A 13,625-nucleotide genomic window follows, 5' to 3' on the forward strand; every position below is an offset into this window, starting at 1 on the left:
TAATTCTGCAATTATTTGATTTTTATTGTTTTACTCAACTCCAGCTTGCAGCGTTCTTCAGCGGTATCCAGCTCCAGTTGCATGTGCTGGATATCCAGCAGTTGCTGTTCCAGCTGAATGCGACGTTCGCTGATTTTGCCGAGCATGGTCTGCAGTTGTTTGTGGTTGCCGCCGGTAGGGTCGTACAGCTCGATCAGTTCTCTGCATTCGGCCAAGGAAAAACCGATGCGCTTGCCACGCAGAATGAGCTTGAGAGTGACTTTGTCTCTGGCCGAGTAGATACGCTCCAGACCACGTCTTTCGGGGGCTAGCATGCCTTGCTCTTCGTAGAAACGGATCGCCCGGGTGGTGATGTCCAGCTCGCGGGCGAGGTCGGAGATGCTGTAGGTCTGGCTGGTCATGTACGCGCTCGGCGGGGAAACAGAGGCTTAACCTAAGGTTCCCTTTACGTATACGTCAAGCAGGAAATACTGCAGGGACTACACAGATCAAGGGCTTGGAATGCATTTCTGTGGGAGCTGGGCTTGCCCGCGATAAACGATGACGCGGTGTGCCTTGCAACCGCGTCTCATGCATCGCGGGCAAGCACCGCTCCCACAGGAGATCGGCTTCTATGATTAAAAAATGTTTAAAAAACAAATGATTACAGTCTTATATTCAAGCCATCTCTAGCTTGTTCTCATGTGCCGTGACCTGCTGACACAGCTCGATGATCTGCTCGCGCATCCAGCGATTTGCCGGGTCCTGGTCAGTGCTTTCATGCCAGTACAGGTGCGTTTCCACCGCCGGAACGTCACATACCGGCAGCGGGAAGTAGCGCAGTTCATGACGTTTGGCGAAGCGTTCCGGCACGGTCATGACCATGTCGGTCTGCTGCAGTACTTGTGAAGCCATCAGGTAATGCTGGGAGCGCAGGGCCACTTTGCGCTGGATGCCCATTTTCCCCAACGCCAGGTCGACATAACCGAGCCCGCTGCGACGGCTGGAAATATGAATGTGCGACGACGACAGGTAGTCATCCAGCTTGAAGGCTTCCTTGCTCGCCAAGGGATGCCCCTGGCGCATGGCACAGACGTATTTATCAGCCATCAGCTTGACGTGGCGTACCTGCGGGTCGGTGTTGAGCGGCGCATCTACGGCGAAATCAAGGCGACCGGCAGCCAGTTCTTTGGTCATCTCCCGACGCTTCGACAAGAAGCTTTCGATGGTCACCTGCGGTGCCTGACGGCGCAGACGCTGAAACAGGGCGGGCAGGATCACCGCTTCAGTCAGGTCAGTCATGCTGATCCGGTAGTTTTTTACGGCCTGCAGCGGGTTAAATATCCGGCTTTCCTGCACCGAGACTCTCAAGAGCGACAGCGCATTGCGCACCGGGCCAATGATGTTCTGGGCCATCGGCGTGGGCACCATGCCCTGTGCGGTGCGGACGAACAGCGGATCGTTGAAGGTTTCGCGAAGGCGGGCCAGCGCATTGGATACCGCAGGCTGAGTGATGCCGACGATTTGTCCGGCGCGGGTCAGGTTGGCTTCTGTGTAGATCGCGTCAAAGACAATGAAAAGGTTGAGATCGACCTTGCTCAGGTTCATTCCGTGCGCCTCTTGTGTTGTTCTTATTGTGTCGCTGCCTCAGGGGAGCGTTGCCCGATCATATATCGGTTATGAATGTTTATACACGCGGAGAATAGATTAGATAAATGTTGGGGGGCGGCCTAGCATCGTCACATGACCTTACAAACCTCACTCAGAAGGTAGTTGCCCATGGATTTTGCCTACTCCCCGAAGGTTCAGGAATTGCGCGAGCGTGTCGCGGCGTTCATGGATAACCATGTTTATCCCGCTGAGCCGATATTCGAGCAGCAAGTGGCTGAGGGCGACCGTTGGCAGCCTACGGCGATCATGGAAGAGCTCAAAAGCAGGGCCAAATCCGAGGGTTTGTGGAATCTGTTCTTGCCAGAGTCTGAACTGGGGGCGGGTCTGACCAATCTGGAATACGCGCCATTGGCAGAGATCATGGGGCGTTCATTGCTGGGGCCGGAGCCTTTCAATTGCTCGGCGCCTGATACCGGCAACATGGAGGTGCTGGTGCGCTATGCCAGCGAGGCGCAGAAAAAACAATGGCTGGAACCGTTGCTGCGCGGGGAGATTCGCTCGGCTTTCGCCATGACCGAGCCTGATGTTGCCTCGTCGGATGCCACCAATATGGCCGCTCTTGCTGAGCGCCAGGGTGATGAATGGGTCATCAACGGGCGCAAGTGGTGGACGTCGGGTGCCTGCGATCCGCGCTGCAAGATTCTGATCTTCATGGGCCTGAGCAATCCCGATGGGCCGCGCCATGAGCAGCATTCGATGATCCTTGTACCGACCGACACGCCCGGCTTGAAAATTGTCCGTCCGTTACCCGTATTCGGTTACGACGATGCGCCTCATGGGCACGCTGAAGTCGTCTTCGAAGATGTTCGGGTGCCTTATGAGAACGTGCTGCTCGGGGAAGGGCGCGGCTTTGAAATCGCCCAGGGGCGGCTAGGACCGGGGCGTATCCACCACTGCATGCGCTCGATAGGCATGGCTGAACGTGCGCTGGAATTGATGTGTAAACGAGCAATCAGCCGGGAGGCTTTCGGGCGGCCGTTGGCGCGGTTGGGCGGCAATGTCGACAAGATTGCCGACTCGCGGATGGAGATCGACATGGCGCGCCTGCTGACATTGAAGGTGGCCTACATGATGGACACGGTAGGTAATAAGGTCGCAAAAAGCGAAATCGCCCAGATCAAGGTGGTGGCGCCGAACGTGGCGTTGAGGGTGATTGACCGGGCAATCCAGATTCATGGCGGTGCAGGGGTTTCCAACGACTTTCCGCTGGCTTATATGTACGCCATGCAGCGCACGCTACGCCTGGCCGACGGCCCGGATGAGGTCCACCGGGCGGCGATTGGCAAGTTCGAGATTGGCAAGTACGTGCCGAAGGAAATGCTGCGGGGCTGAGCTGTCTATGATAGGTATGTACACAACTTTCATGCCGCTATTCTTGTGTGCATATCCGTTGCCGCGTTAATGGCTTCTATTGGTTGCGCTTTTACAGCGCCTCACTTTTGAAAGGAGCCCAAAAGTAAGCAAAAGGCTCTTGCCCCACCACTCGGTCCCTCGCCTAGGCTCGGGATGCCCGCCCGCAGATCCTGAACCGTGGGCCGCCGCAACGGGCCATCCATGGCCCAATGCGGCTAACCCGGCGTCCTGCCGGGTTGCCCACGGTTCAGAATCTGCGTTCGGCCAGCGTGTTTAACGGGGCGCCCAAGATCAAAATCAAAAGCGCGGCGGCCTGATAGCCGACCTGATTGTGTGGGTTTGCTGGGTATCTGTAGGAGCTGCCGAAGGCTGCGAAGCGGAGTGTCAGGCAACGAATGCGTTGGATGTGGTGGCGTCTCGCGAACAAGTTCGCTCCTACCGGTCCGCGGTGTTACCTCTGGATCGCTTTGCTTTTGATCTCCTTTTGATTTTGATCTTAAGCGCCCCGTTAAACCACGCCGGCCGGAATTCGACATTGCTGTGTGGGGCAAACCGGCAGGGATGCCGGTTTAGCCGCCTCAGGCCATGGATGGCCGGTGGCGGCGGCCCCACGCAGCAATGTCGGATTACGGGTATGCCGAGCGACAGCGAGGCACCCAGTGGTGGGGTAAGAGCGTTTTGCTTACTTTTGCGCCCAAAAAGTGAGGCGCCGTAAGGGCGCAACCAATATCAGCCGTGACAGCGGTAACGGATATGTACACAAGAATCGCGGCATGAAAGTGCAGTAGATACCTATGCTTATCGCGGGCAAGCCCAGCTCCCAAAGGACTGCATTATCAATTCAATCCCTCAGGATTGCAGCTCACTCGTCATACCCCAGATTCGGCGCCAGCCAGCGCTCGGTCACGCTTAGCTCCTGACCTTTGCGCGCGGTGTAGCTTTCCACCTGATCCTTGTCGACCTTGCCCACGGCGAAGTACTGCGCCTGTGGGTGGGCGAAGTACCAGCCGCTGACCGCTGCCGCCGGGAACATGGCGTAGTGTTCGGTGAGGAACACGCCGCTTTTGCCTGGCTTGCCATCCGGCATCGGGTCCAGCAACTGGAACAGGGTGCCTTTCTCGGTGTGATCCGGGCAGGCTGGATAGCCGGGAGCAGGGCGGATGCCCGCGTATTGCTCTTTGATCAGAGCATCGTTGTCCAGTTGCTCATCCTTGGCATAACCCCAGTGCTCTTTACGCACTTGCTGGTGCAGCCACTCTGCGCAGGCTTCGGCGAGACGGTCGGCGAGGGCTTTGACCATAATCGCGTTGTAGTCATCGCCCGCGTCCTGATAAGCCTTGGAAACTTCTTCAGCGCCAATACCCGCAGTGGTGATGAAACCGCCCACGTAGTCAGTGATGCCGCTGTCTTTAGGTGCAACGAAGTCGGCCAGCGAGAAGTTCGGCTTGCCGTCGGTCTTAATGATCTGCTGGCGCAGGTGATGAAGCTTCGCCAATGGCTGGCCGTCGTCGCCATAGACTTCCAGGTCGTCGTCATTCACCTGATTGGCGGGCCAGAAGCCAAATACGGCACGTGCGCTGATCAGCTTTTCGTCGATCAACTTGCGCAGCATTTGCTGAGCATCGGCGAACAATGACGTGGCGGCCTCGCCTACGACTTCGTCAGTGAGGATGCGCGGGTACTTGCCTGCCAGATCCCAGGAGATAAAGAACGGCGTCCAGTCGATGTATTCGGCCAGCACGTCCAGGTCGATATTTTCCAGCACCCTGGCGCCGGTAAACGTCGGTTTGACCGGGTCGTAGGTTGTCCAGTCAAATTGCGGCTTCTTGGCGACGGCAGCGCCATAGCTCAGGCGCTCGGTGCGAGCGCTGCGAGCCGAAGTACGCTCACGCACTTCGATGTATTCGAGACGGGTTTTCTCGATGAAGGCCGGTTTCAGCTCTTTGGACAGCAACTGTGTGGCCACGCCGACGGCACGAGAGGCGTCCGTTACGTAGATCACCGCGTCGTTGCTGTACTTGGGTTCGATCTTCACTGCGGTGTGGGCTTTGGAGGTGGTCGCACCGCCGATCATCAACGGCAGGTGGAAGTCCTGACGCTGCATTTCCCGGGCAACGTGGACCATTTCATCCAGCGAAGGGGTAATCAGACCCGACAGGCCAATGATGTCGCACTTCTGTTCTTTTGCCACCTGCAGAATCTTCTCTGCAGGGACCATCACGCCCAGGTCGACGATGTCGTAGCCGTTACAGCCCAGCACCACGCCCACGATGTTCTTGCCGATGTCGTGCACGTCGCCCTTGACCGTGGCCATGAGGATTTTGCCCTTGGCTTCTGGCTTGTCGCCTTTCTCCAGTTCGATGAACGGGATCAGGTGAGCAACTGCCTGCTTCATCACACGAGCGGACTTGACTACTTGCGGCAGGAACATTTTCCCCGAACCGAACAAGTCGCCGACGATGTTCATGCCGGACATCAGCGGGCCTTCAATCACTTCGATCGGGCGGGCGAAGGACTGGCGGGACTCTTCAGTGTCTTCAACGATGTGCGTAGTGATGCCTTTGACCAGCGCATGCTCCAGACGCTTATTCACCGGCCAGCCGCGCCACTCTTCGGTTTCCGCCTCTTTAACGCTGCCATCGCCCTTGAACTTGTCGGCAATTGCCAGCAAAGCGTCGGTGCCGTCAGTTGTGCGGTTGAGTACTACGTCTTCGACACAGTCACGCAACTCGGCCGGGATCTGGTCGTAGATCTCCAGCTGCCCGGCGTTGACGATGCCCATGCTCAGGCCGTTACGGATCGCGTACAGCAGGAACACGGAGTGAATTGCTTCCCGCACCGGGTTATTGCCGCGGAACGAGAACGATACGTTGGACACACCGCCCGAGGTCAGCGCGTAAGGCAGTTCATCGCGGATGTAGGCACAGGCATTGATGAAATCGACTGCGTAGTTGTTGTGCTCTTCGATACCGGTGGCGATAGCGAAGATGTTCGGGTCGAAAATAATGTCTTCCGGCGGGAAGCCCACTTCATTGACCAGAATGTCGTAAGAGCGTTTGCAGATTTCCTTCTTGCGGGCTTCGGTATCGGCCTGACCGGCTTCGTCGAACGCCATGACCACAACCGCAGCACCATAGCGCTTGCAGAGTTTTGCGTGATGAATGAACTGCTCGACGCCTTCTTTCATGCTGATCGAGTTGACGATGCCTTTGCCCTGGATGCACTTGAGGCCAGCTTCGATCACTTCCCACTTGGAGGAGTCGATCATGATCGGCACCCGGGAAATGTCTGGTTCACCGGCAATCAGGTTGAGGAAGGTCACCATGGCCTTCTTCGAGTCCAGCATGCCTTCGTCCATGTTGATGTCGATCACCTGGGCGCCGGCTTCGACCTGCTGCAGGGCGACTTCGAGGGCTTCGGTGTAGTTATCTTCACGGATCAGGCGGGCGAAGCGGGCGGAACCGGTAATGTTGGTCCGCTCGCCGACGTTGACGAACAGCGAGTTGCGGTCAATGGTGAACGGTTCAAGGCCCGACAGGCGACAGGCTTTCGGGATGTCCGGAATCTGCCGCGGCGCATAACCGGCGACGGCTTCGGCGATGGCCTTGATGTGGCCCGGTGTGGTGCCGCAGCAACCGCCGACAATGTTCAGGAAGCCGCTTTGAGCAAATTCTTCAATGATTTTTGCCGTCTGACTCGGCAGTTCGTCGTACTCGCCGAATTCGTTAGGCAGACCCGCGTTAGGGTGCGCGGAAACGTAGGTGCTGGCTTTGTTCGACAGCTCTTGCAGATAAGGGCGCAGATCGCTGGCACCCAGCGCGCAGTTCAGGCCGACCGAAATCGGCTTGGCGTGGCTCACCGAGTTCCAGAACGCTTCAGTGGTCTGACCGGATAAGGTACGGCCGGAGGCGTCGGTGATGGTCCCGGAAATCATGATCGGCAATTCAAAACCGATCTCTTCGAAAACACCTTGCACAGCAAAGATCGCGGCCTTGGCGTTCAGGGTATCGAAAATGGTTTCGATCAGGATCAGGTCCGCGCCGCCCTCGATCAGGCCACGTGTCGCTTCGGTGTAGTTTTCCACCAGCTCATCGAACGTGACGTTGCGATAACCAGGGTTGTTAACGTCCGGTGAGAGCGAGCATGTGCGGCTGGTCGGGCCGAGAACACCCGCGACGAAACGCGGCTTGTCTGGCGTTTCCAGGGTCTTGGCATCGGCGACTTTACGCGCCAGTCGAGCGCCTTCGACGTTCAGCTCATAGACGATCTCTTCCATGCCGTAGTCGGCCTGGGAAACCTGAGTCGCGTTGAAGGTGTTGGTCTCCAGAATATCGGCACCGGCATCCAGATAGGCCTTTTCGATAGCGCCGATCACGTCCGGGCGGGTCAGCACCAGCAGGTCGTTGTTACCCTTGACGTCGCTGGGCCAGTCGGCAAAGCGCTTGCCGCGATAGTCTTCTTCCTCAAGGCGATAGCTCTGGATCATGGTGCCCATGCCGCCGTCGAGGATCAGGATCCTCTGCCGAAGAGCTTGCTGGAGAGCATGAAGACGGGCGCTGCGATCAGACATAGGGCTACCTGGAAAAGATCGATACAGAAAGGTCGAAATGATAGCAAACCCGAACGGTTTTGGTGTTGATAAGACTTTGGTATGAATATCGCTCATGTTGGGCCGCAATAACCTCTGTAGAATTACGGCGTTTTTTCATCTTTTCACACCCTTTGGACGCTGGATATGCCGTATCGCTTGGTTGTAAGCATCGCAGTGTTGTCGATGTGCGGCATATTTCAGGTTCAAGCGGGCGACAAGCCCGTGCAGCCGAACATTTCCTATGTTCGGGATATCCAGCCAATCCTTACCGAGAAGTGCGTTGCCTGTCATGCCTGCAACGATGCGCCGTGCCAGTTGAATCTGGGCGCCGGGGAGGGCGTCGCTCGGGGTGCCAGCAAGATTCCGGTCTACGAAGGCGATCGCAGCGTGGCTCAAGCGCCCACCCGTTTGTTCATTGATGCCAGCGGACCGAAAGCCTGGGAGAGCAAGGGTTTCTACTCGGTGCTCGATGCGCAGGGCAGCCAGGCTGCGTTGATGAGCAGAATGCTGGACCTGGGGCGTAATGCGCCGCTGGAACCGAACGCGAAGATTCCGCCTGAAATCGTGCTGGGCCTCAATCGGGAAAATCTTTGCGCTCAGCCGGGAGAGTTCAATGCCTACGCTCAGGCTCATCCCAAGGAAGGCATGCCCCTTGCCGTTGCCGGGTTGAGCGACGCTGAGTACGAGACCCTGCAACGCTGGTTCGCCGTGGGTGCTCCGGTGGATGACAAGGCGCAAAGCCCCTCAATCAGTGAACTGGCGCAGATTACTGAGTGGGAAACCTTGCTCAATCAGCCCGGTTCAACTCAGGCACTGGTGGGCCGCTGGCTGTACGAGCACCTGTTCCTGGCGCACATCTATTTTGCAGGCGGTGAGCCGGGGCATTTCTTTCAATGGGTACGTTCGCGGACGCCAAGCGGTCAGCCCATTGATGTGATTGCCACCCGCAGGCCGGACGATGATCCCGGCAGCGACTTTTATTACCGCCTTGCGCAAGTCAAAGGTGTGATCGTCCACAAGACGCACATTACTTATGCGCTGGGTCCGCAGAAGATGGCACGGGTCAAACAGCTGTTCTATGGCAACGACTGGCGTGTGGATTCGCTGCCGGGCTATGGCCCCGGACGTCGTGCCAATCCGTTTGAAACCTTTGAAGCGATTCCTGCCGCCGCGCGTTATCAGTTCATGCTGGATAACGCCGAGTACTTTGTCCGTACTTTTATTCGCGGGCCTGTGTGTCGGGGGCAGATCGCAACGGACGTGATTCGCGACCAGTTCTGGGTGACGTTTCAGGATCCGGCCCATGATCGCTATATCGTCGATGCCCGCTATCGGGGGCTGGCCACGCCACTGCTGGCGATGCCGGGGCAGAACGATGATGTCGGCAGTGTGCTTGGTCTGTGGCACGCCTATCGGGACAAACGCAACGAATACGAAGATCTGCGCCGTGACAGCTACGCGCATATGCCGCCGCCGGGCTGGGCCACGTTGTGGGCGGGTAACGATAACTCGCTGCTGACAGTCTTCCGTCACTTCGACAGTGCTTCGGTCAATAAAGGCCTGATCGGTGACGTGCCACAGACTTTCTGGCTGTTCGACTACCCGCTGCTGGAGCGCACGTATTATCAACTGGCGGTGAATTTCGATGTTTACGGAAACGTGTCCCATCAGGTGCAGACGCGGCTGTATTTCGACCTGATCCGTAACGGCGCCGAAGTTAACTTTTTGCGGCTGATGCCCGCAGACAAACGCGACGACCTGTTGAGCGACTGGTACCGCAACGGCGGCAAACTGAAGATGTGGCTGGATTATCAGGACATCGACGATGACACGCCGAGTGGCATACCGCTGGATGAAAAAGATCCGAAGCGCGATTTCGCCTTGAAGCTGATAGAGCGGTCCGGCACGTTGAATGCTGCGCCGGATCCGATCAATCGTTGTTCCGGCGCTTATTGTTCCCGAGCGGGTATCAGTGACAGTTTCGCTCAGGTCGAGCAGTCCTTGAGCCATTTGACGTCCCGCCCCGCGGCGGGCTTGAAAGTGATCGATTATTTACCTGAAGCGACGATGCTGCGGATCGAGGACAGCAGCGGCAAGCGGATGATGTACAGCATGCTGCGTAACCGGGCGCATACGAACGTGGCGTTTTTACTGGGTGAGTCGCACCGCTATGAGCCGGGACTGGACTCGCTGACGATTTACCCCGGTGTATTGGCCAGCTATCCAAACTTCATGTTCAACGTACCTGCCAGCGAGGTGCCAGAATTTGTTCAGCTCATGCAGCAAGCCAGGCATCAGGCAGAGTTCGAGAAGATTGTGGAACGCTGGGGCGTGCGGCGCAGCAATCCGCAGTTCTGGACGTACTTCCATGACCTGACTCGCTATATCCAGGAAACGGACCCTGCTGAGGCGGGGGTGATGGACATGAATCGGTACGAGAATCTGTAGATTTGCGTCGCCCTTATTGTCGGAATGCCGCCCAGGCCAAGCCTCAAACAGAGACCTGATGCCCTGTTGGAGCGAGGCTTGCCCGCGAAGAACGAATACGCGGTGTACCTGAATAATCTCATCGGCCGATTCGCGGGCAAGCCTCGCTCCAACAACGAAAATCCGCTCGGCGCATCGGGCACGATGTACGCTAATTCAATTCCATAAAACCCGGCCAAGCCACACCCCACATGGCCCGCAGCCATCTACCGCTGACCGGAAAACTCATTTTTTCATGACCTTTTGTGAACTATCACGGTCCGACCCCGTGAGTGTCCTTGTGCGTGCGGGTGTATTCGCGGCCATGGATTGTTGTTTAAAGAGGCAATGAGGTTTGTGATGTTGATTTCCGTTCAAGCCCTGCGGGCACTCGCCGCGTGGGTCGTTGTATGTCATCACTTTATGCAGATTTTCTTCAACTTCCACGCCAGTGGCCCGATTGGCGACTTTTTCGTGACGAAGGGGGCAGTGGGGGTTGATATCTTTTTCGTCATCAGTGGCCTGGTGATCTTTCTCTCTACTCAGAACAGCGAAATGCCGGCCAGGCGCTTCATGCTCAATCGTATTATCCGGATCGTCCCCGCTTATTGGTTTTACACGGCAGCCATGGGGCTTTTACTGGTATTTGCTGCGCCGTTGCTTCCACATCAGGTGATTAACTGGCAGACGTTCATGCTGTCGTTGTTTTTCATCCCTGCGGAAAATCCGGGTGGTTATGGCTTGTACCCCACACTCAACGTGGGCTGGACGCTTAACTACGAGATGTTCTTCTATCTATTGTTCTCTACGGTCTTCCTGTTCAAGCAGCGCCATCGGCCATTGATAGTGGCTGCGGCGCTGTTCGCAGTATGTGAAGTGTTGGCGCGTTCCGGGCTGATCAGCCGTTTTTATGGCAACGACATTATTTATGAGTTCTTGCTGGGTATTGGCATCGGTATCATTTATCGCCGAGGCTGGATCAAGGAAGGGTTCTGGCTACCGTTGCTGGGTATCGCCACGGGGCTGGTGGTCATTTATCACGTTGGCGGCGATCAGCAACGGTTGCTCAACTGGGGCCTGCCAAGCGCGTTGATCGTGCTGTCGTGTATCGCCATGGAGCCAGTATTCCGGGGCAATAAGCTGCTTAAAGTGCTGGGCGACTGTTCCTATTCGGTTTATCTGCTCCACGTGTTGGTACTGTACGGCGGCTGGCTTGCTTCGCAGCATTACGACCTTAACCCTTATCTGGTATTCGCCATTTGTGTGCCTGTCATCGCGCTTGGCGCATGGATAAGTTACGAATGGCTGGAGAAGGGTTTATACCGTCGCATGAAGGGTTGGCTCGACGACCGACGGGCCAGAAACGCTTCTCAAGCGCTTTCCTGACAAAAATACTAGGACTTTGTGCGAAGCTGGCGATTGGCGTAAACTGCCCGCACGTCTGCGAGGAATTTTCATGACCGCTATTACAATTACCGATGCTGCCCACGATTACCTGGCCGATCTGCTGGAAAAGCAGAACACCCCGGGCATTGGCATCCGCGTGTTTATTACCCAGCCTGGCACCCAGTACGCTGAAACCTGCATTGCCTACTGCAAGCCCGGCGAAGAAAAACCGGAAGACAAGGCCATCGGCCTGAAGAGCTTCACCGCCTGGATTGATGGTTTCAGCGAAAACTTTCTGGACGATGCCGTTGTTGATTACGCCACCGACCGCATGGGCGGCCAGTTGACGATCAAGGCACCCAACGCAAAAGTACCGATGGTCAACGCTGATAGCCCGATCAACGAGCGCATCAACTACTACCTGCAAACCGAGATCAACCCTGGATTGGCCAGCCACGGCGGCCAGGTCACGTTGATCGATGTTGTTGAAGAGCAGGAGCAGCACATCGCTGTTCTGCAATTCGGCGGCGGTTGCCAGGGTTGCGGTCAGGCTGACGTAACGCTGAAGGAAGGTATCGAGCGTACCTTGCTTGAGCGCATCCCAGAACTGCACGGCGTACGCGACGTGACTGACCACACGCAGAAAGAAAACGCTTACTACTAAGCAGTTTGCTGCGCCGTGTTAAAAAGCCCCGACGTGTTCGGGGTTTTTTATTGGAGTGTTATTTTTCTGATGGGAGATTCTATGTTGGCCTGCAATCCCGTAGGACCGGCTTTAGCCGGGAGGGCGGTATTCCTGCTGCAAGGGATTTAGCGAATGGCTCGACGTCCTCCCGGCTAAAGCCGGTCCTACGGATGGCGTAGAACCCAGGGTGTTGCGTCGTAGCCGAAGCAACTTACCTCCTGAACAAATGCGCATGCCCGGCGCGGTATAGCGATGACTCGCTGAATGCATCACTGGATAGCACACGGCCTACCAGAATCAATGCCGTGCGGCGAAAGCCTTTTTCTTCGACCCTGGTTTCAATATCCGCCAGCGTGCCAATCACCCAGTCCTGATCCGGCCAACTGGCGCGATGCACCACTGCGATCGGGCAATCTGCTCCGTAGTGCGGTATCAGTTCAGCAACTATTTTCGGCAAGTTGTTGACCCCCAGATGAATCGCCATGGTCGCCTTGTGGCGGGCCAGATCGGCCAGGGCTTCGCCTTCTGGCATTGACGTCTTGTCCGCGTAACGGGTCAGGATCACCGTTTGGGAAATATCCGGCAGCGTCAGCTCGGTCTCCAGCAGCGCAGCGCAGGCCGCAGTAGCTGTGACGCCCGGGATGATCTCGAACGGAATGCCCAACTCACGCAAGTGACGAATCTGCTCGCCAATTGCGCCATACAGGCTCGGGTCACCGGAGTGTACACGGGCCACATCCTGGCCTTGTTCATGAGCCGCTTTCATCAAGGCAATGATCTGCTCCAGGTGCAGTTCCGCACTGTTGCTCACTTGAACCGCCTGATGACCTTCCAGAACGGCAGCAGGCACCAGCGAACCTGCATAGATGATCACCGGGCAACTGCGGATCAATCGTTGGCCCTTGACCGTGATCAGCTCAGGATCGCCGGGGCCTGCGCCGATGAAAAAGACCGTCATGAAGACTCCAGATGTGTAGGGGCAAAAATCGCGATTATCAGCGAATTGACAGGCTGATGGCCAAAGCAAACGTGGCTTGAGAAGATTTCTGGCGGGGGATCAGCAGCTCGGCCGTCCCTGATTGGCTTGCCAGCGCCAGCGCTGAGCTTTCTGCGATGCCATAGCAGCCGGTGTGATCATAGGCGATTTGGGAGCGATGGCTAAGCTGCGGTTCGTAAGCGGCCAATTGTTCGGCGTTGAAGAAACTCAACGGCAAATCAAGCTGATTCGCGAGCTCCAGCAGTCCTGGCTCTCGGCTTTTCAAATCTATGGAAGCGAGGGCGCTGATGTCTTTAAGGCGCAGATTATGACTTTCAAGGCTGCGCTCGATCAGTTCCAGCAGTGCGCCCGCAGAGCAGTCGCGCTGGCAACCGAGGCCGACCACCAGGGTCGGACGCTTGTTATCAAGCAAAATATTACTCACTGAATTGAAATGATTTTCTGCAGGCGGTCGCCCGGTGTCTCTGACACAGCGCTGTCGAGCAGCAAAAGGGTGA

9 protein-coding genes are annotated in these 13,625 nt (G+C 56.7%); 4 read left to right on the forward strand and 5 right to left on the reverse strand.

Going from position 1 to position 13,625, the window contains the following annotated elements:
• Positions 1-11: 11 nt before the first annotated feature.
• Positions 12-401 (reverse strand): MerR family transcriptional regulator, encoded by a 390-nt coding sequence (locus AO242_RS28395; RefSeq protein WP_027899355.1) that lies wholly within the window; start codon positions 399-401, stop codon positions 12-14.
• A 256-nt stretch (positions 402-657) separates the two neighbouring features.
• A complete protein-coding gene (locus AO242_RS28400; RefSeq protein WP_099271295.1) occupies positions 658-1,587 on the reverse strand; it encodes a LysR family transcriptional regulator in 930 nt (309 codons plus the stop codon).
• Between the two features lie 171 nt (positions 1,588-1,758).
• Between AO242_RS28400 and AO242_RS28405 the strand changes: the two genes are divergently transcribed.
• Positions 1,759-2,982 (forward strand): acyl-CoA dehydrogenase, encoded by a 1,224-nt coding sequence (locus AO242_RS28405; RefSeq protein WP_099271296.1) that lies wholly within the window; start codon positions 1,759-1,761, stop codon positions 2,980-2,982.
• An 883-nt stretch (positions 2,983-3,865) separates the two neighbouring features.
• On the opposite strand, the gene metH is transcribed toward AO242_RS28405, so the two are convergent.
• On the reverse strand, positions 3,866-7,573 hold the full coding sequence (gene metH, locus AO242_RS28410) for a methionine synthase (protein ID WP_099271297.1): 3,708 nt from the start codon (positions 7,571-7,573) through the stop codon (positions 3,866-3,868).
• 165 nt (positions 7,574-7,738) lie between these two features.
• Here metH and AO242_RS28415 point away from each other — a divergent pair, with 165 nt between their 5' ends.
• The 3 genes from AO242_RS28415 (at position 7,739) to nfuA (ending at position 12,110) form a co-directional block, all read left to right on the forward strand.
• On the forward strand, positions 7,739-10,042 hold the full coding sequence (locus tag AO242_RS28415; protein ID WP_099271298.1) for a fatty acid cis/trans isomerase: 2,304 nt from the start codon (positions 7,739-7,741) through the stop codon (positions 10,040-10,042).
• Between the two features lie 378 nt (positions 10,043-10,420).
• Positions 10,421-11,446 (forward strand): acyltransferase family protein, encoded by a 1,026-nt coding sequence (locus tag AO242_RS28420; RefSeq protein WP_099271299.1) that lies wholly within the window; start codon positions 10,421-10,423, stop codon positions 11,444-11,446.
• Positions 11,447-11,516: 70 nt separating this feature from the next.
• Positions 11,517-12,110, forward strand: coding sequence for a Fe-S biogenesis protein NfuA (nfuA, locus tag AO242_RS28425; protein WP_027902653.1), 594 nt, complete (start codon positions 11,517-11,519; stop codon positions 12,108-12,110).
• 232 nt (positions 12,111-12,342) lie between these two features.
• Here the strand turns inward: nfuA and cobM are convergent, their stop codons facing one another.
• A complete protein-coding gene (gene cobM, locus AO242_RS28430) occupies positions 12,343-13,089 on the reverse strand; it encodes a precorrin-4 C(11)-methyltransferase (protein ID WP_099271300.1) in 747 nt (248 codons plus the stop codon).
• A gap of 37 nt (positions 13,090-13,126) precedes the next feature.
• Positions 13,127-13,540: a cobalamin biosynthesis protein gene (locus AO242_RS28435; protein WP_241154092.1), complete on the reverse strand. Its 414-nt coding sequence runs from the start codon at positions 13,538-13,540 to the stop codon at positions 13,127-13,129.
• Positions 13,541-13,625 lie beyond the last annotated feature (85 nt).

It is taken from the genome of Pseudomonas sp. ICMP 561, from assembly GCF_002699985.1.
Classification (GTDB): domain Bacteria; phylum Pseudomonadota; class Gammaproteobacteria; order Pseudomonadales; family Pseudomonadaceae; genus Aquipseudomonas; species Aquipseudomonas quasicaspiana.